This is a genomic window from Paenibacillus sp. FSL L8-0641, from assembly GCF_038006265.1.
GTDB lineage: Bacteria > Bacillota > Bacilli > Paenibacillales > Paenibacillaceae > Paenibacillus > Paenibacillus polymyxa_D.
Genome location: NZ_JBBOUW010000001.1, coordinates 2,352,274 through 2,371,608 on the forward strand (window position 1 = coordinate 2,352,274; position 19,335 = coordinate 2,371,608).

Consider the following 19,335-nt stretch of genomic DNA (forward strand, 5'->3'; position numbering starts at 1 on the left):
TGTATTCAAACCATTATCCACTAAAATTTTTCCTGAATTCTTTGCTTCCTTTTCAGTTTCTATTCTTTGAATCTCATATTTATCAGAACTACAAGGTAGGTCAACTAAGTTTATGAAGCTCATTGTCTGAGAAGCCCATACTTTAGGCTTAGGAAACGTTAGCTGAATTAAAGAGCGGTAGTCTAGAATTTAACTATGAAAACCAAGATGTTTTTTTCTTGACCAGTTTTAAAAAAAAGACTATAACATCAATCTTGATGATGTTATAGTCTTTTTTTGATAAGAAATTATTATTTTAACGAGGTCTACCTGAACGAAAACCACAAGAAGGACGTTCTGCAATGGACAATCGAATCATGTTGAATACCACGCTTATCAAGCTGAGAACTTTTAATGTCATCATTTTGTCCGGACGAGAACGGAATGAACAGGACAAAAGGCCAGTCTATTTTACAGATCCAGACGGACATAAGTATGAATTCCACACAGGACAATTGCGGGACCGCCTGGAATATTATAAAATGAAAAAGCATATGACTTTTTTTGAATGAGTAATTGTTATCGATATAAATGATATAAGTAATAAGTAAGTAATGATTGGGTTCGCATTTAGGAGGAATACGAAAGGATGTCACTGTCTCAGGAAAACGCTCCCAAGCAAGCGCAAGTCATTAAAACGATGACGGTTTTTGCAATCACTTGGCCGATCTTTATAGAGATGTTGTTTCACATTTTGATGGGTAGCGTGGATACGTTCATGCTAAGCCATGTTTCTGATGAGGTTGTATCGGCTGTGGGTGTGTCCAGACAGTTGATTGAATTTACGATTATACTTTTCAATCTGCTTGGTCTTGGTGTAGGTGTGATCATTGCTCAGCTATTGGGGGCGCAAAAGCATGTGGATGCAAGCCGTGTTACGGCTTCGGCACTAACCTTTAATCTGGTGTTTGGTCTGGCATTGAGCTTGATGTTTATTGTCAGTCGGGATTTTTTGCTATCCTTTTACCATATTACTCCGACGATTAAGGAAAATGCAGAGATTTATATGATGCTGGCAGGGGGTTCGCTGTTTCTGGAAGCGCTCATGCTAACCGCAGGTCCGGTTATTCGATCGCATGGTTTTACTAAAGATACGATGATCGTGGGCATTGGTATGAATATTTTACATATTGCAGGAAATGCATTGCTCATTTATGGCTGGTTTGGTCTGCCGCAGATGGGAGTGGCGGGAGCAGCGATTTCAACGGTTATTAGCCGTGTTGTAGCATGTGTCTGGATTTTTCTACTGCTGTACAAGCGTGTAAGTGCGCCGATTCGCATCCGGTATTATGTACAGCTACAATGGAGTAAGCTGGTAGCCATTCTGAAGATTGGTATTCCTGCCGGGCTGGAATGGTTGTCTTATCAGCTTAGCCAAATGATGGTGACCCGGTTTGTCAGCTTTATGGGTACAACGGCAATCGCAACCCATTTTTATTCGAATACAATTGTGTACTTTTTTATGGTATTTGGAATGGCTGTAGGGGAGGGGACGGAAATTATTGTTGCCCGCCTGATTGGAGCAGGAGACAAGGAAAAGGCCTATCATCAACTTTTACGGAGCCTGAAATGGTCTTTGATCATTACGATTGCTGTAATCGTGGTAGTATCCTTTTTCCGATATGAAGTGATGGCGATCTTTACAGATGAGCCGGCGATCATTCAATTAGGGGCAGCGATTTTGCTTTTCTGTATATTGCTGGAGCCGGGCCGAGTGTTTAATCATGTTGTCATTAACTCCTTGCGAGCAGCGGGAGATGTTCAGTTCCCGTTAATGATGGCCATAATTTCAATGTGGGGGATTAAAATCCCGTTAGCATATGTGCTGGGCATTCATATGGGATATGGAGTGCTGGGTGTGTGGATTGCACATGCCTGCGATGAGTGGGTACGAGGCATTTTCCACTATTTACGCTGGAAGGGCCGGAAATGGCAGCACAAATCGCTGTTATCCAAGGCTGAACTTCAGGCGGAATCCGTCTAAGGCTGATAGAGAACCTACAACAGACATTCTCCAAGCGAATTGGGGGATGTCTGTTTTTTTACAAAAATAAGCAAAATGGGGATGTTCAAAGTTTTCAAAAATTGCTAGAATATAGTAACCTCGAATGTAGTAGAGGTTTTCAAAGTTTCATAGTTTCAAAGACGGGTGGTTTCCGATTGAATCCATGAAGGAGGGAATAGGATGGAACGTAAAGTGCATATCATTCCTTACCAAGTGATCAAGCAGGAGCAACAAGTGAATGAAATACCGCGAGGTGTAGAGCTGATTCAGGCTCCTGCGGTATGGAACCAGACTCGAGGCCAAGGCGTGAAGGTGGCGGTGCTGGACACGGGCTGTGATTCGGACCATCCTGATTTGAAGGCGCGCATTATTGGCGGACGGAATTTCACGGATGATGATCAAGGTGATCCGGAAATTTTCAAGGATTATAACGGTCATGGCACGCATGTGGCAGGAACCATTGCGGCAGCAGAAAATGCGGATGGTGTCGTGGGTGTTGCTCCAGAGGCAGACCTGCTCATCATCAAAGTGCTAAACAAGCAGGGCTCCGGTCAATATGACTGGATTATTCAAGGCATCTATTATGCGATTGAGCAAAAGGCAGATATCATATCGATGTCACTTGGCGGTCCTGAAGATGTGCCAGAGCTGCATGAAGCAGTAAAAAAGGCTGTAGCTAGCCAAATCTTGGTCATCTGTGCAGCTGGAAATGAGGGAGACGGTGACGACAGAACGGACGAGCTCGGCTACCCCGGCTGCTATAATGAAGTGATTAGCGTAGGCGCTATCAATTTTGACAGGCACGCCTCAGAATTCAGTAATTCTAATAATGAGGTGGATTTGGTTGCACCCGGAGAAGATATTTTGTCCACCGTTCCGGGCGGCAAATATGCGACTTTTAGCGGAACTTCGATGGCTACTCCGCACGTAGCAGGTGCATTGGCGTTGATTAAGCAGCTGGTAAGTGCGAGCTTTGAGCGTGATCTCACCGAACCGGAATTATATGCACAACTCATCAAACGCACGATTCCACTTGGCAATTCTCCTAAGCTGGAAGGCAACGGTCTATTGTACTTGACGGCAGTAGAGGAGCTCTCGCGTATTTTCGACGCACAGCGTGTAGCAGGAATACTAACTGCAGGATCATTGAAGGTTAAATAAACCGTAACTTCGGATATATAGCGGCTCTCCTGTAAGGAGAGTCGTTTTTTTGGATTTTAAATCTTAGGAAAAACTCCATTTACATTGCATTCAAATGTCGGGTAACATATATCTCAAAGATAGGCATGAGTCAGAAGTGGAGGATTAATATGAACGATATCATGGCGCAAGCTGGCGAGCTTAGACGAACAGGGCAAGCAGAGGAAGCACGAAAGCTTCTTTTGAAGGCATTAGAACAGCAGCAAAATGATGCAGAATTGTGGTATCAGACCGCTTGGACACATGATTCATTGGGCTTAGAGAGGGAAGCAGTACCCTATTATGAAAAAAGCCTGGGTATGGCATTATCCGCAGAATCAAGGAAAGGAGCCATCCTGGGATTAAGCAGTACATATCGTGTATTGGGGGATTATGCCAAGGCGAAAGCATGGTTGGACACAGGAATGGACGAATTTCCGGATTACAGACCGTTTCGGGTATTTTACGCGATGGTATTATATAATCTGGGGGAATTCGGGAAAGCCATGCAGGAGCTGCTAATGGAGGTGGCTGAGACGACCTCGGATTTATCTACACAGGAGTACTCACGTGCCATTCAATATTATGCAGATAAACTGGATCAGATCGAGACATAGGTGGACCGGAGTGAGAGCATAAGCAGTAACGTATATATACGCTCGTACATAAAAAGATCACAGTCAGAGAGCAGTAATTCTCTTTCCTGACTGTGATCTTTTGCTGTTTATTGTTTGGCTATAGGGTCTGTAAATTGATGAGTTAAATAGCTGCGATTACTGCGCACCTTCAGTAACGGCGATTTCCTTCTCCAGGTTTTCTCTGGACAGGTTGGCCTTCAAGTAATCCGGGGTATCGGGCAGGACCAGGTGCAGATTGGATTTTTGACAAATGCGGATGGTGCACTTTTCGACGATAAAATCAAAGACATGCCCACCCCCAGTGCGTTCATCGTTAATAAAATGCAGATGAAATCCGGCTACCCCAATACCTTGAGCATAGGCAGGTGTCCAAAAACCTGTAATCACCCCAGAAGCGTCGTTAAAAGAGAACGTAGGCTGAGATTTGGTCGCTTCGATAAAAGGTTTGTAAGGCTTCACCTGGTGAGGGACGGTACGTGTCTTTACTTCACGAAAAGTGCCATCCATACGGAAGGCATAGAACAGATTACGGCTTGGAAACAACTTTAACAGCAGAGCTTCCAGCTCTTCACGATGCATGGGGCGGTCAATAGTATATGTGAAATCTTCATGGAAAAAGGTGACGGTGGAAAAAGGTGTGGTTTCTTCCGGTTTTACGCGATGGGCCGTACCGTCTGGAAGCAAGTGATAGAATTCACCATCGAACGCGATCATCTCGCCATTCAGTTGATCAAAGGTACCAATCCCAAAATCCCCGTGCTTTTGCAACTCCTCAAAGGCAACAACTCCGTCATAAAGACCATCTAATAGAGCGAGCATAGTGGACGTTTGGTAAATATCATGGTCAGTTTCTTGCTTGGTTTCCAGTCCTGCAACGGTCATGGTAATACACTTCCTTTTGTAATTGTATGCATTTATTTTCTTTCTTTTTCAATAATAAACGTAAATTTTCAGTAAATAACGAGAATAACTCAAAAAAATCATAAAAAATAACGTTTTGCTCCATAATTGTCACGAAAACGTCACGAGTAAGTCTTGGTAAAGGTTAGTTTAATTGATTTGGCAGCAGTTTACGTCCCAACTGGATATTATCTTGATAATTAATCGGGATATCAACAACCACAGGACCATCCGCATGAAGTGCCTGCTGCAATACACTTTCCAGTTCTTCAGGAGAGTGCACGCGTAATCCGGTGGCCCCGAAGCTTTCAGCATATTTCACTACATCAACATCTCCAAATTTTACACCGGAAGTTCTGCCATATTTAATCTGTTGTTGAAATGCGACCATGTCATAGGTACCATCTCTCCATACGATATGCACTAGCGGAGAGTTAAGACGTACAGCGGTTTCGAGCTCCATGGATGAAAACAGAAATCCTCCGTCTCCAGAAATAGAAACGACTTTTTGACCGGGGTTGACGAGTGTGGCAGCAATCCCCCAAGGCAGTGCTACGCCCAACGTCTGCATTCCGTTGCTGAATAGAAGGCGCCGCGGTTCATACGAACGGAAATATCGTGCCATCCAAATGTAGTGTGAACCAACATCACAGGTGACAGTGACATTATCGTCGATCAGGCTGCGCAGTGTACGAATAAATTGTAATGGATGAATCAGATAATCGTGACTGTGTACAGGAACAGCTTCTTGCTCGTTTAGATCATGACGAAGACGATTTAATTGGTCGCAGGAGGCTTTAGGTAGCTTTAAGGTAGGCAATTCTTCTGCAAGGCCACTCACAATCAGGGCTATATTCCCGATAAGCTCGTGATCAGGTTGATAATCATGATCAATATCTGCTTGATGATCATCCAGATGAATAAGGGTTCGGTTCGCAGGAATATTCCAGTTTTTTGGATCATATTCAATAGGATCATAGCCAATCGTCAGTACCAGATCTGCCGCTCCAAGAAGCATGTCACCCGGCTGATTATGGAACAGACCGACTCTTCCAAAATAGTGGCTTTCCAGCTCCCGGGAAATGGCTCCAGCGGCCTGAAAGGTTTCAACCACAGGCAAATCCGTGTTTCGAATCAGTGCACGGATGGCTGCTGTAGCTTCGGGTGTGCTGGCTTTCATACCGAGAAGGAGTACGGGCAGCTTGGCTTTTTTGATTTGGCCTGCAACTTGTTTGATGAGCTCGGCGGGTGCAGTTCCAAGCTGGGGAAGGGAAACCTTCTCAATGGCGGTTACTTCGGATGACGAAGTCAACACGTCCTGCGGCAGACTGACAAATGTGGCTCCAGGCTGGGCTGAGGTCGCAATCCGAAATGCATTAGTAATTGCTTCCGGTACACTATCAGGATGTTCTACTTCTACACTGTACTTGGTAATGGGTTCGAAAAGTCCGGCGTTATCCATAGATTGATGCGTGCGTTTCAGGCGTTCTGATCTTGGGACTGCACCAGCAATGGCGACGACAGGATCACTCTCTGCATTAGCGGTGACAAGTCCTGTCGCCAAGTTAGACGCGCCTGGACCGGAAGTAACAATGCATACGCCCGGTTTACCTGTTAAACGACCGACCGCTGCTGCCATAAAGGCGGCATTTTGTTCATGACGGCATATGATCAATTCTGGACCCCGATCTTGAAGAACATCAAAAACAGAATCGATCTTGGCACCTGGAATGCCAAAAATATGCGTAACCCCTTGCTTGATCAAACAATCGACAACAAGGTCGGCTCCTTTTGTATCGGATTTGGTTTTAGTTTTAGTTTGAACAGCTTGAACTTTGGTACTCAATGCTACCACCTCTTCTTTTCATCTTTGAAATAAACCAATGAAATACTTTCAATGTAAAACAATGGATGTATATTACAATTATAATGCAATAACTGGTATTTTCAAGAAAGAAATTTTCTGAAAAAAAGAGAAAAACACATAAAACGTTTTCAAAGTTTGATTTATCGGGGAAAATTAAAAATTGTAGAATTTTCTTTTGGTATCAGCTATCGGGAAAATATAGAACAGATCTGCTCCAAATGACAGTAGGCCATTTTTTTTATTCGCTCACATGATAAAAATCACTTTCGTCTACAAAGGATAGCGGTTACAATGTAATTGTTGTTAACGTAAACATTAAATTTAAAGTGAAGTAATCCGGCTTAAAATGATGTACAGGTATCGCATTACATCTATATCATCTTGTCTAATCACGAGATCTGCTATGTGGTGGAGAATGCTATTATTGAAAAACGAGTACAGTACAAGCATTTTTGTTAACGTTAACAATTTATTGAGAAACACGATTATAGAAGGGATGAGAAAGTAATGACTAAAGCGTTTTTAGACGAAAACTTTTTGTTGAGCAATCCAACGGCTGAAATCTTGTATCATCAGTACGCCAAGGATATGCCGATTATTGACTATCATTGTCATTTAAGTCCACAAGAAATTTATGAAAATAAAGCGTTCAAGAATATTACGGAAGCTTGGTTGTACGGAGACCATTACAAGTGGAGACTTATGCGGGCCAATGGGGTTGAGGAACGCCTGATTACGGGGGATGGCGAAGATTATGACAAGTTTATGGCTTGGGCCAAAACCGTACCTACACTAATCGGCAATCCGCTGTACCATTGGACGCATTTGGAGCTTCAACGCTTTTTTGGTGTCTTTGAGCTGCTGAATGAACAGAACGCACCAGTGATCTGGGAAAAGGTAAACCAAAAGCTGCAGGGAAAAGGCTTTGGCGCACGTGATCTGATTGTGAACTCGAAGGTAACTGTGGTGTGCACCACGGATGATCCGACAGACCATCTCGAATACCACAAACAAATCAGCAAGCTGACCGATTTCCCAGTCGCAGTGTTGCCAAGCTTCCGTCCCGACAAGGCTTTGGAGATTAATCGCGAAACTTTCCGGCCTTGGGTGGCTCGGTTGGGTGAAGTCAGCGGACTGGATGTTTCTGGCCTGGAAGGATTTTTGAATGCGCTGGCGAGCCGGGTGCGCCATTTCCATGCTGCCGGAGGCCGAGTATCTGATCATGCGCTGGATACTGTAGTCTATGAAGAAACGACACGGGAGGAAGCTGCAGCCATATTCAATAAGGCGCTGGAGGAAGGCCATGTGACTCCTTTAGAGGAGGCGAAATATAAATCGTACGTTCTGGTTTTCCTTGGCAAACAGTATGCAGAACATGGCTGGGCTATGCAATACCACATCCACGCACTGCGTAATAACAACACTACTATGTTCCGTCAATTGGGACCGGATACAGGCTACGATGCCGTAAATGATGGCTCTATCGCTCGTCCATTGGCGGCATTGCTGGACGCACAGGAGCTGGCAGGAGGATTACCGAGAACCATTTTGTATTCGCTTAATTCGGTTGATTATCCAGTACTGGCAAGTCTCGCGGGTTGTTTCCAATCCGGTGGAAATGTGGGGAAAATCCAGTTTGGCACGGCATGGTGGTATAACGACCACATCGAAGGTATGCAGGAGCAGATGAAGTTGCTGGCTAACTACGGGGTGCTGTCCCGCTTTATTGGTATGCTGACGGATTCCCGCAGCTTCCTCTCCTACACACGCCATGAATATTTCCGCCGTATACTCTGTGACTTAATTGGAACGTGGGTTCAGGAGGGTAAGGCGCCTGAGGATCTGGAGCTGCTCGGAGCCATGGTACAAAACATTTGCTACAACAACGCCGAGCAATATTTTAATTTCCCAACGGTTGTTCATAGTAAGTGAAACTACGCCCTAAGGCGAGGACTCACTAACTTCATAAGAAAGGGCTCTTGCCGGGAGCTTGTTTCAAAACTCCCGGCAAGAGCAATTAAAAATAAAATAGTTATCAACTGGGGATTTTGCAAAATCCAGAACTAATTTTGTGAAATTAATTACAAACATAGGGGAGTGTGTAGGTATGGGAGTGCCTATCGTGCAGGAGAACGTCCAAACTGACAACAAGACAGGCGAGCATATTAGCCTGAAAGAAAAGATTTCGTATGGTATGGGTGACTTTGGAAACGGATTCATGTTTGATTTGGGGCAGTTGTATTTGCTGAAATTTTTTACGGATGTAGCAGGGGTTTCTGCAGGAGCCGCCGCAGGCATTTTCTTGGTCAGCAAGCTATTTGCCGCCGTCTGTGATCCCATTGTCGGGTCCTTTGTTGATTATCGCAAACATATCGGTACACGTGGAAAATTTAGACCTTTTCTTATTGTTGGAAGCGTTATCCTTGCAATTCTTACGGTTCTAACCTTTATATCGCCGAATATTTCACCCACAGGAAAACTCATTTACGCCTATGCGTCCTATATGATCTGGGGGATCGGCTACTCTATTGTAAATATTCCATACGGCTCGCTAGGTGCCGCTATTACACAGGATACTCATCAGCGTGCCTCATTGTCATCTTTCCGTCAGGCGGGATCTCTGGGCGCATTATTCGTCACCAGTGTCGTTGTCATGCCGCTTATTTTACTGTTTCCTAACCATCATGTTGGCTATCCGGTTGTGATGGGGATTATGTCACTCATTGGTGTGATCGCTTTCATCATATGTTACCGAGGAACGAAAGAACGTATTATTAGCCAGTCCGGGCCAAAAGAGAAGCTATCTATAGGCGTTATTGTGCATACTTTTACGAATAACAAGCCTTTGCTGGTGCTCGTTTTGATGACGATTTTCACTATATCCGCGTACAATATTAAGTCCGCTCTGCTGATCTATTTTGCCGAATATAACTTGGGGCATGTAGAGTTAATGGCTTATATGAATTTTATTATTATCGGTTCGTCGCTACTGGGTGTATTGTTCCTGCCCAAGCTGGTACGGCGTTTCGGTAAACGAAAAACAGCCATACTGGGGATGCTGGTTAGTGTCATTGCCGACTCCATTAACTTTTTTATGCCTTCAAATGTATACATTTTCACAATCCTGGCCAGTATTTCGTTCATTGGTATTAGTATTCCTAACGGGGTGACCTGGGCATTCGTGTCCGATATTATTGATTATGGCGAATGGTCATCCGGGGAGCGTAAGGAAGGGATTACTTACTCGTTATTTAACTTTTCACGTAAGTTGGCTCAATCCTTGTCTGGCTTTCTATCGGGTATTGGACTAGCGCTCATCGGGTATGTTCCGAATGTGGTTCAGTCCTCTGGAACCCTGCTTGGGATCAAAGCATTACTTTGTCTCTATCCGGCTGTTGCCCTGGCTTTGGCCATGCTGGTCATCGGTAAAATGTACAAGCTGACGGACAGCAGACATGCAGAAATGGTTCAAGAATTACAGCGTCGACATGCGGACAACCGCGTATAATTTGTGAAAGTCTTCTTTTCCGGGCGGCTCCTGTGGTATGGTGGGTATATAATTTTTTTAGAGCCTCACTAAGGAAAGGATACGTATATGGCAGCTACCATTAAAGACATTGCCAAATTGGCTAATGTTTCCCATACAACCGTCTCCCGGGCGCTCAATAACAGCCCGCTGATTAAAGAAGATACGAAACGCAAAATTATGGAGTTGGCAGAGCAACTCAATTACATTCCAAATTTTAATGCCAAAAGCCTAGTTCTCCAGCGCTCGCATACGATTGGCCTGTTTTTCACCAGTATTTCAGAAGGCACAAGCTCCAGTTTTTTTGCCGATACCATCCGCGGTGTTAATCATGTCATTGGGGTAGATTACAATCTGTTTGTGCGAGGAATTGACGATTACGCTGATTTTTCGGCCATACACCGCAAACGTTTTGATGGTATCATTCTGATGAGCCAGAGCGAGGCGGACAACCCTTTTATTTATCATGTGCTCGGTCAAGGCATTCCGCTTGTTGTTCTGAATCGGCAGGTGTCCGGGGCGGGGATTGTAAACGTGATTTCTAATGATAAAGAAGGGTCCTATGAAGCGGTCTCCTTTCTCGTTGAAAGTGGGCATGAACGCATTGCGATCATCGAAGGGGTAGAAGGCTTCAAGTCTACCCAGCAACGCCGCGAGGGTTTTATGAATGCGTTGATTGATAGTGGTAAGCCCATTCGACATGAATATATCGTGCAAGGTCATTATGATACTGAAAGTGGTAGCCAGGCAATGAAGCAATTGCTTTCCTTGCAGGAGCCGCCGACAGCGGTATTTTGCTCTAACGATGATATGGCTATTGGGGCAATGAATGCGGTATTCGAAAACGGCTTGAAGGTACCAGAGGATATCTCTGTCATTGGTTTTGACGATATCGGGTTCTCAATGTATACGACTCCACCGTTAACAACAGTCAAAAGACCGATTGAGCAGATTAGCGAGCGTGGAGCCGCCTGCATTCTGGAACGAATTCAGTCACCGTCCAATGAGGGCGAGCTTATATTTATGGAGACCGCGCTCATGAAGCGGAAATCAACGGCAGGCAGACCACACTAAGTTTCGTTTGATTAACAGGTAGGCCAAAGGGGCAGAAACCATGCTAGATATATGGTTTCTGCCCCTTTTAGGCTGAAATGCGTTCTGCTTCGTCTATATTTAACGAAAGAGATTGGTTTTAGCCAGTTCTACAATCTCGTCACCACGTCCGTTTAGCATCGCTTTCATCATCCACAGTGTAAATCCTTCTGCTTGTTTAAGATTAATTTTGGGTGGCATGGATAGCTCCTGGCGGTTCACCACCACGTCTACCACAACAGGGCCATCATGAGCCAATGCTTGCTGAATGGCATCTTCCAGCATGGTCGGATCTTCAACCCGGATGCCCTTGAGTCCCATGGCTTGCGCTACAGCACCAAAATCAGGATTCACCAGTTCAGTACCGTTTTCCAGAAATCCGGCCGCTTTCATTTCCAGCTCGACAAAACCGAGAGCGCCATTATTGAAAACAATGACTTTGATAGGCAGATGATGCTGCTTCAGGGTGAGCAGGTCGCCCATCAGCATCGTGAGTCCGCCATCGCCTGAGAGGGCAATCACTTGTCGGTCAGGCTCAGTGGCCTGTGCTCCAATCGCTTGTGGTAACGCATTTGCCATCGTACCATGGTTGAACGATCCGAGAAGCCGGCGCTGACCGTTCATCTGCAAATAACGCGCCGCCCATACAGTGGGAGTACCGACATCACAGGTGAAAATAGCATTTTCCTGCGCGGCGTCACTGATGACCTTGGCGAGATATTGCGGATGGATCGGCGTATGACCTGGTTTACCGACAGCAAGGTCATCCAACTCCTGGCGTACCTTGGTATAGTGGGAGACGGTTTTCTCTAGATGCTTGGAATCATGCTCTGATGTTAAATGCGGTAGCAGCATTTCCAACGTGGCTTTTACATCCCCACATAAACCATACGTTAACGGAGTACGTCTGCCAAGATGGGCTGGCTCTATATCTACCTGTAGGACAATCGCATCTTCAGGGTAAAATTGTCTGTAAGGGAAGTCTGTTCCGAGCATAAGCAGGACGTCACAATCCATCATCGCATGGTACCCGGAAGAATAACCGATCAGTCCCGTTAATCCAGCATAATAAGGGTTGTCATACTCCAGATATTCCTTGCCTCGCAGAGCGGATACCATGGGGGATTTTAACTTGTCACATAGCTGCATGAGCAATTCATGAGATTGTGAACAGCCGGCGCCGCATAGTAGCGTAATTCGTTTGCCTTGATTCAAATATTCGGCCAGTCGGGAAATTTCGGAAGCTGACGGATGCACTACAGGTGTAGTGGGATGGTAGACATGTTCAGGGACGGGTACCTTTTCCGCCCCCAATGCTGCTACATCACCGGGAAGAACAATGACGGAGACACCTGAACGTGAAACTGCCTGTTGAATGGCCATGGTCACCGTTCTGGGAATTTGACGCGGTGTCGTAATAACTTCACAGAAGTGACTGCATTCTCCGAAAAGATGTTCAGGATGCGTCGCTTGAAAATATTCACTTCCGATTTCGTCGCTTGGAATGTGAGCGGCAATAGCCAGTACAGGCACACGATTGCGGTGACAATCATATAAACCATTAATCAGATGCAAATTTCCGGGACCACTGCTTCCGGCACATACAGCAATGCTGCCACTAAGGTCAGCATCCGCTCCGGCTGCAAAGGCAGCCACTTCTTCGTGCCTTACATGAATCCATTCGATTTGACCATTGCTGCGAATGGAATCCACCATATTATTTAGAGAATCTCCAACAATGCCATAAATCCGCTTGACCCCTGCATTGACCAAAACTTGTACAATAGTATCTGCAATTGTCTTCATAGATGTTCCTCCTGCCTAGTAAGTAGTGTTATCCTGCCCGTGCTTTCTTGCGTCTATTCTCCTGAAAAGTATATAAGGACAAGGTCTCGGATAGGGTGATAGTTAGCCTTAACCGTCTTGGCTCAGCAGCGAAACAACAGAAAGAGGTCCATATACTTGCCGGTTGTTATGCAAAACTCTATGTTAACGTGTTCATATTATTGTCATTATTATTTTTACAAAGTAAAAATGTTGAGAAAACTATTTTGTTAACGTGTGCATTATGCTAAAATAACGTTGAAATCATTATGGTAATAGTGGGAGGATACTCCGGATGAAAAAAGTAGATGCATTAGATCAATTAAACAGAAAAAGCTTTATCGTTACAGACCCGCATCCTGTGAGGGTGATGCAATTCGGGGAAGGGAACTTTCTGCGTGCTTTTGTAGACTGGCAATTTGACAAAATGAATAAGCTGGCAGAATGGAATACGGGAGTTGTGATTGTACAACCGCAGCCAGGAGGCCTCGTGGAGAAGCTTAACGAGCAGGATGACCTGTATACGGTTATTCTTGAAGGGATTAAGGATGGGAAGGCCATGAAGGAGCATACCGTTGTGGAGTGCGTCTCTCGTGGGATTAATCCGTACGGCTCGGACTTTTTGGAGTATGAAGCACTATCCCAAAAGCCGGAGCTGCGTTTTGTTGTGTCGAATACGACGGAAGCGGGGATCGCTTATGCCCCAGACGATCAGCTAGAAGATCGTCCGCAAAAGAGCTTCCCGGGCAAACTGGCTGCCTTTCTGTATAAGCGCTTTCAATTTTTTGGGGGCGATCAGAGCAAGGGATTGGTCATCATTCCATGCGAGCTCATCGACCGTAATGGAGACGCTCTCAAGGAAATCGTACTGAAATATGCGGACCAATGGAAGCTTGGAGCTGAGTTTATTGCATGGATAGAGGAAGCAAATACGTTCTGCAACAGTTTGGTGGATCGAATTGTACCTGGTTATCCCAAAGACCGAATTCATGAAATCCAAGCGGAATTGGGTTACAAGGACGATTTGGTTGTTGTGGGCGAACAGTATCATTTATGGGTTATTGAAGGGCCACAGTGGCTTAAAGAGGAATTACCTGCTCATTTGGCCGGATTGAATGTCCTGATTGTCGACGATATGGCGCCATATCGTACACGGAAAGTGCGTATTTTGAATGGAGCACATACGGCGCTTACACCTGTAGCTTATTTATATGACCTGGACACAGTGGGGCAGGCGGTTGAGCATGATATTATGGGCAGTTTTATCCAGTCGCTGATTCGAGAAGAAATTATTCCGACGCTGGACTCACCAGAAGCGGAATTGAATGTATATGCCGACGATGTTATTGAGCGGTTCCGTAATCCATATGTAAGTCATTATGTTATGAGTATTGCGTTGAATTCGGTGTCAAAGTTCAAGACACGGAACTTGCCATCCTTGCTCCAGTATGTAGAACAACGTAAGGAGCTGCCTGCCAAAATCGTGTTTTCACTGGCGTCCTTACTCGTATTTTACCGGGGTGATAGAAATGGCGAGTCGATTGCGTTGGCAGACGAAGCTGAAGTGTTGAGCACGTTTGGTGAACTGTGGAGTAAATATGACGGTACTCTCGCCGGGGCGAAGCAATTGACTGAGCGGGTACTCGGCAAGCAAACATGGTGGGGTCAAGATTTGAACCAGATCGAAGGGCTGGCTGAACAAACGGCACAGCACGTGTATGAAATTACAAGCAGAGGAATGAAGGAGACGCTCGATTCTCTAACCGGGAACAGCGTGCCCAGAGCATAAGCAAGGAGGAAACCGGAATGCTGGAATTCATTCAAATTCATAATCAAGATAACGTGGCTGTCGCCTTGCGTGATTACAAGCAGGGAGAAACACTGGCATGGGGAGCACAAGAAGAACAACGGGTGGAGCTAGCCGAGGATGTAGCACGTGGGCATAAAATCGCCTTGCAGGATATACCTGTAGGTGGGCATGTTCTGAAATACGGATATCCCATCGGTCATGCCATTCAGCCCATTCAGGCAGGTCAGCATGTGCATACGCATAATACGAAGACGAACCTGACAGGCGTAGAAGAGTACACTTATAAGCCTAAGCCAGCTCCTCATTTATATGAACAGGAGAGTCGTACGTTTCAAGGTTTTCGGCGAAAGGACGGTCGTGTGGGGATTCGCAATGAGTTGTGGATTGTGCCGACGGTCGGCTGTGTGAACGGGATCGCTGAACTTATTTTAAACCGTTTCAAGCAGGAAGTGGGAGATATTTCACCTTTTGAAAATGCACTTGTGCTCAAGCATAACTATGGTTGTTCTCAGTTGGGTGACGATCATGCACATACGCGCACGATTTTGATCGATGCCGTGAAACATGCGAACGCAGGTGGCGTACTTGTACTGGGTTTGGGCTGTGAAAACAATGAAATGAAAGAATTTAAGGAAGCCATCGGGGAATATGATTCGGAGCGGGTAAAGTTTTTGCTTTCCCAAGATGTGTCGGATGAAGTAGAGGAAGGGGTAAGGTTGCTTCATGAAATTTTTGCGGCCGTGCAAGAAGATCGGCGGGAACCTGTACCATTGTCTGAGCTGAACATCGGCTTGAAATGCGGTGGATCTGATGGCTTATCGGGTATTACTGCCAACCCACTACTCGGACGATTGTCGGATTATATGGCAGCGCAAGGTGGAACAACGGTATTGACAGAAGTACCTGAAATGTTCGGCGCGGAAACGATTTTAATGGAGCGCGCTGCCGATGAGCAAGTATTTGGTAAGATCGTACATCTGATTAACGATTTCAAACAATATTTTCTGGATTACAAGCAGCCAGTATACGAAAATCCGTCACCGGGCAATAAAGCAGGGGGCATTACGACGCTGGAGGATAAATCACTGGGCTGTACGCAAAAATCCGGGTCTTCCACGGTCACTGATGTCATTCAGTACGGGGAACGTCTCAAGACCAAGGGACTCAACCTGCTCAGCGCGCCGGGCAACGATCTAGTGGCATCTTCAGCTCTCGCCGCAGCGGGCTGCCAACTCGTCATTTTCACAACTGGACGCGGTACGCCGTTTGGCTCCTTTGTTCCGACGATGAAGGTATCAACCAACTCGCCGTTATATAAGGCTAAACCTCATTGGATCGACTATAACGCCGGTTCATTGGTGGAGGATGTCAGTATGGAAGATGCGCTCCGCAACTTTGTCGATTACATCGTCGATGTAGCCAGCGGAACATGGGTGAACAATGAGAAAAACAATTTCAGGGAGCTCGCTATTTTTAAAAACGGTGTTACGTTGTAAAAGGCTGTAGTCTAAGGGAGGCGGAATTACTCCGCTTCCTTTTTTGTGTTTGTATGCTTCTAAATAGGCATGTTAGACTTACTGCAAAACATGCAATATCGATATTTAAATAAGGGGGAAGTACCGTGCAAAATGAAATTGTTGCTTATCGGGAAGAAAATCATGATCAACTCGTTGATATTTGGCAGCGGGCTGTACGCCGGACGCATACATTTTTGGCGGAAGAGGACATTCAATTTTATCATCATATCGTACGCAATGGTGTTTTAAGAGAACTTGAAGTTTGGATGGAATGGAATACAAGTCAAGAACCAACAGGTTTTATCGGGCTGGACGGATTAAAAATAGAGATGCTCTTTGTGGACCCTGAACACCATGGGCAGGGCATAGGCAGCCGACTCATCCAGCATGCTGAAAAAATAAAAGGGAAACACCTCAAAGTGGACGTGAATGAGCAGAACGAGAAAGCGTATGCTTTCTACAGACATTACGGCTTTGTACAAACGGCGCGATCTGCACTGGATGGATCAGGTAGGGCATTTCCTTTGCTTCACATGGAATTGAACAAGTGAACGATCTACTTTCGTTGGTATTTTAAAAAATGGAATATATTATCATAATGCACTTGTCATATGTTTGAATTCATGGTATAACTTAATTACGTAATAAATACGTAATTAAGTTATTTTTAGTTAGGGTTTAGAGCTTGCTTTTGTTTGGTGAATATAAAAAGTCAGACAAGGAGGCGGGAATAGTGGATGATCTTGTTCACTCCGACATCACAGATCTAGACACACTTGTCAACATGATTAAGCTGTCTTTTTCATTTGCGGACGGTGCCAATATGATTGCTTTATGCGACCGGCTGTATAGCCATGTCAACCAAAAGTATCAGGAATTGCAGCTCTACAAAGCGCGCAAGAAACCTATACAACCCATACATACCAAACGGCCGCTAGTCTACTACTACGGCTACAGTCATCTCATGAAAGGCATGGCTTTCCAAAAACAGGGCAAGTATGAGGCCGCTCGCGATTGCATCGAAAAATATGCAGAATTGGGCTGGTTTAATGGTCTTGATCAATATGGGGAAGCAGAGGTGGAATATTACCGCTATGCTGCCAGAGCTAATTTGTATGCCCTTGATATTTTGTCAGGCCATGCCGAAGTGTTGCAGGAATATATCCAATTTCTTCGTAACAATCCGGAAGAGCTGTTACCGGGGCTTCTTTCCATCGTTGAGGGAGCGTCGAGATACGACTATTCTTTAGAGGCTGTGCTGGAATCATTTGCCGAACAAATTGAAGGTTTTAAATATTTTGAAGAGCCTGTGAATGTATCTTATTATTTTCGCTTCTGCTATCAACTGGCTCTTTACTATATCAAGCAACAACAGTTTACGGTTGCGTTGGGCTATATCCTGCAATCTCTCATGCTGTCCGATACCCTGGGTATGGAACATGAACATGAGTTTAGGAAATGTACCGCTGTATTTGAAATTTTCAGATCCCAAGCTACAGCAACACAGCAAGACCAATATATAACTATTTTAAAAGGAGTGTTAAAGGATGAAAAAATTGATTTCACGCCCTCTGTCGCTCAGTCTGTTTAGTTTGCTAGTGTTTGTTACAAGTCATGATCTCATCACGGTGTTTTATCATGGAGCCAATCATTAAGAAGGCAGAAGTACAGTAGAAAATTAGTTGTTTTAACAGGTAGGTAGTTGATTGGAAAATATGATGTGGAAGTACACCCAATAGCAAGTAAGCTCATTAAGGTCAGGGCTTACTTGCTATTTGGCGTATGATGAAGACCGATCATACCGTATATATAACGCGGTACATGTCCCAACAATATTTAAGCTGTCGTAGGTTTATGTAGTAAACCCTGTTCTGATGGATGCAATGAAATCCTTGTCTGTTGGTAAACCGGGAATGGTTCTTCCGTACTGTATGATCTGCTTTTTAACGCTGCATCCAGTGCCCGTAGCAAGGAACCTATAAATTGCTCTGGAGAAAAGAAAATGCTTTTTCCGACCATATGAATGTGAAGCTCGTTATGGTCACGGTTGCTTACGGACAGCAATATACCTTGACCTTGAAAACCCGTACCGATGGCGCGTATTTTGTTTATACCCGAGAGTAACATTTCCGTCTTCACCGCACGCCCCTGTTCCTCCACAAATACAGAAATCAGGCGTTTGTCTGTAACGATAACAATTTGGTTACCCCGAAATGTATGACTCAGGTGTAGAAAATCTTTATATACACCAATAGTCTGCTCATGCGGAGAAACAATCCCCATCCGTACAAACTCCTCCAGCTCAGTGACATCGGGTTCCTGATGATTTTTAATTCGTTTTTTGATACTGAACTGAATAGTCAGGATACCCAAGATAGCAATGAGAAAAGCACTAAGTCGGACGTTAAATATAAAGAACATCAGGACAATAAGGCCGCCTACTAACCACTGTCCCCAAGTTAGATAGCGCAGCTTTTGTTGTACCGTACGGCGATAATAACCGTAGCCCTTTCCCGGTTGATACTCTTTAGTAAACTTCGTCATACCACGCATCATGGTTAACCCATAGATTGATAGACTGTCATCCCGAGTGACAGGAGCGTCATAAGCCATTCCTGAGCTGCAATGCCAACTAAAGTACACAGACCAAACATGATGAGCCCCGCCCAGCAAGCAAACTTTTTAATTCGAACCTGTTTCTGAATCGAACGAACCAATTCTTCCATTCTTAATCCTCCTGATCTAGGTATATAGGTAATGATTGGAATCACATATAGTCTTATCGTACCATCTGATAGTCTTTTTCGTAAATTAATAGATATGAAAATCCAAAGTATGGAAGAAAATTCTCGCCTATAGTCAGATCCCCACCTGAACTTTAGATACCAAAATCAAAAAATCCAGTACTACTCATACGAAGCAGAAGCCTTTAAAATAA

The 19,335-nt window shown here is 44.8% G+C and carries 13 protein-coding genes and 2 pseudogenes; 11 read left to right on the forward strand and 4 right to left on the reverse strand.

Annotation, left to right across the window (positions count from 1 at the left end):
* Nucleotides 1-392: 392 nt before the first annotated feature.
* From MKY16_RS10785 to MKY16_RS10800, 4 genes and pseudogenes are all read left to right on the forward strand, one after another.
* Nucleotides 393-551: pseudogene (locus MKY16_RS10785) on the forward strand (metallothiol transferase FosB); the annotation flags it as partial.
* A gap of 77 nt (nt 552-628) precedes the next feature.
* Nucleotides 629-2,023, forward strand: a complete 1,395-nt coding sequence (locus MKY16_RS10790) for an MATE family efflux transporter (RefSeq protein WP_340955286.1) — start codon at nt 629-631, stop codon at nt 2,021-2,023.
* 201 nt (nt 2,024-2,224) lie between these two features.
* The gene (locus MKY16_RS10795; protein ID WP_029519069.1) at nt 2,225-3,205 is read left to right on the forward strand and encodes a S8 family peptidase; all 981 of its coding nucleotides are present in this window, start codon (nt 2,225-2,227) and stop codon (nt 3,203-3,205) included.
* Nucleotides 3,206-3,354: 149 nt separating this feature from the next.
* Nucleotides 3,355-3,840: a tetratricopeptide repeat protein gene (locus tag MKY16_RS10800; RefSeq protein ID WP_039273453.1), complete on the forward strand. Its 486-nt coding sequence runs from the start codon at nt 3,355-3,357 to the stop codon at nt 3,838-3,840.
* Nucleotides 3,841-3,996: 156 nt separating this feature from the next.
* Here the strand turns inward: MKY16_RS10800 and budA are convergent, their stop codons facing one another.
* Both budA and alsS read right to left on the reverse strand, forming a co-directional pair.
* Nucleotides 3,997-4,743 carry an acetolactate decarboxylase gene (budA, locus tag MKY16_RS10805; RefSeq protein ID WP_029519072.1) on the reverse strand — a complete coding sequence of 249 codons (747 nt, stop codon included), beginning with the start codon at nt 4,741-4,743 and terminating at the stop codon, nt 3,997-3,999.
* Between the two features lie 163 nt (nt 4,744-4,906).
* On the reverse strand, nt 4,907-6,616 hold the full coding sequence (gene alsS / locus MKY16_RS10810) for an acetolactate synthase AlsS (protein ID WP_340955288.1): 1,710 nt from the start codon (nt 6,614-6,616) through the stop codon (nt 4,907-4,909).
* A 519-nt stretch (nt 6,617-7,135) separates the two neighbouring features.
* On the opposite strand from alsS, the gene uxaC reads away from it, so the two are divergent.
* The 3 genes from uxaC to MKY16_RS10825 all read left to right on the forward strand — a co-directional run bounded on the left by uxaC (nt 7,136) and on the right by MKY16_RS10825 (nt 11,228).
* Nucleotides 7,136-8,560 (forward strand): glucuronate isomerase, encoded by a 1,425-nt coding sequence (gene uxaC, locus MKY16_RS10815; RefSeq protein ID WP_029519075.1) that lies wholly within the window; start codon nt 7,136-7,138, stop codon nt 8,558-8,560.
* Nucleotides 8,561-8,735: 175 nt separating this feature from the next.
* Nucleotides 8,736-10,136 carry an MFS transporter gene (locus MKY16_RS10820; protein ID WP_029519077.1) on the forward strand — a complete coding sequence of 467 codons (1,401 nt, stop codon included), beginning with the start codon at nt 8,736-8,738 and terminating at the stop codon, nt 10,134-10,136.
* 87 nt (nt 10,137-10,223) lie between these two features.
* Nucleotides 10,224-11,228 (forward strand): LacI family DNA-binding transcriptional regulator, encoded by a 1,005-nt coding sequence (locus MKY16_RS10825; protein WP_029519078.1) that lies wholly within the window; start codon nt 10,224-10,226, stop codon nt 11,226-11,228.
* A gap of 99 nt (nt 11,229-11,327) precedes the next feature.
* On the opposite strand, the gene poxB is transcribed toward MKY16_RS10825, so the two are convergent.
* On the reverse strand, nt 11,328-13,052 hold the full coding sequence (gene poxB, locus MKY16_RS10830; protein WP_029519080.1) for a ubiquinone-dependent pyruvate dehydrogenase: 1,725 nt from the start codon (nt 13,050-13,052) through the stop codon (nt 11,328-11,330).
* A 313-nt stretch (nt 13,053-13,365) separates the two neighbouring features.
* Between poxB and MKY16_RS10835 the strand changes: the two genes are divergently transcribed.
* From MKY16_RS10835 to MKY16_RS10850, 4 genes are all read left to right on the forward strand, one after another.
* Nucleotides 13,366-14,859, forward strand: a complete 1,494-nt coding sequence (locus MKY16_RS10835) for a tagaturonate reductase (protein WP_340955290.1) — start codon at nt 13,366-13,368, stop codon at nt 14,857-14,859.
* 17 nt (nt 14,860-14,876) lie between these two features.
* The gene (locus MKY16_RS10840) at nt 14,877-16,376 is read left to right on the forward strand and encodes a UxaA family hydrolase (RefSeq protein ID WP_069010226.1); all 1,500 of its coding nucleotides are present in this window, start codon (nt 14,877-14,879) and stop codon (nt 16,374-16,376) included.
* A gap of 125 nt (nt 16,377-16,501) precedes the next feature.
* Nucleotides 16,502-16,948, forward strand: a complete 447-nt coding sequence (locus MKY16_RS10845; RefSeq protein ID WP_029519084.1) for an acetyltransferase — start codon at nt 16,502-16,504, stop codon at nt 16,946-16,948.
* A 182-nt stretch (nt 16,949-17,130) separates the two neighbouring features.
* Nucleotides 17,131-17,988: a DNA-binding protein gene (locus tag MKY16_RS10850; protein WP_165147354.1), complete on the forward strand. Its 858-nt coding sequence runs from the start codon at nt 17,131-17,133 to the stop codon at nt 17,986-17,988.
* 245 nt (nt 17,989-18,233) lie between these two features.
* Here MKY16_RS10850 and MKY16_RS10855 read toward each other — a convergent pair.
* A pseudogene (locus MKY16_RS10855) lies at nt 18,234-19,123 on the reverse strand (hypothetical protein).
* Between the last annotated feature and the right edge of the window lie 212 nt (nt 19,124-19,335).

Excerpts from the sequence above, each read along its gene's own strand:
- MKY16_RS10790 (WP_340955286.1), top strand. The coding sequence starts at position 629 with ATGTCACTGTCTCAGGAAAACGCTCCCAAGCAAGCGCAAGTCATTAAA.
- MKY16_RS10800 (WP_039273453.1), top strand. The coding sequence starts at position 3,355 with ATGAACGATATCATGGCGCAAGCTGGCGAGCTTAGACGAACAGGGCAA.
- MKY16_RS10840 (WP_069010226.1), top strand. The coding sequence starts at position 14,877 with ATGCTGGAATTCATTCAAATTCATAATCAAGATAACGTGGCTGTCGCC.
- MKY16_RS10825 (WP_029519078.1), top strand. The coding sequence starts at position 10,224 with ATGGCAGCTACCATTAAAGACATTGCCAAATTGGCTAATGTTTCCCAT.
- MKY16_RS10795 (WP_029519069.1), top strand. The coding sequence starts at position 2,225 with ATGGAACGTAAAGTGCATATCATTCCTTACCAAGTGATCAAGCAGGAG.
- MKY16_RS10820 (WP_029519077.1), top strand. The coding sequence starts at position 8,736 with ATGGGAGTGCCTATCGTGCAGGAGAACGTCCAAACTGACAACAAGACA.
- budA (WP_029519072.1), bottom strand. The coding sequence starts at position 4,743 with ATGACCGTTGCAGGACTGGAAACCAAGCAAGAAACTGACCATGATATT.
- poxB (WP_029519080.1), bottom strand. The coding sequence starts at position 13,052 with ATGAAGACAATTGCAGATACTATTGTACAAGTTTTGGTCAATGCAGGG.
- uxaC (WP_029519075.1), top strand. The coding sequence starts at position 7,136 with ATGACTAAAGCGTTTTTAGACGAAAACTTTTTGTTGAGCAATCCAACG.
- MKY16_RS10835 (WP_340955290.1), top strand. The coding sequence starts at position 13,366 with ATGAAAAAAGTAGATGCATTAGATCAATTAAACAGAAAAAGCTTTATC.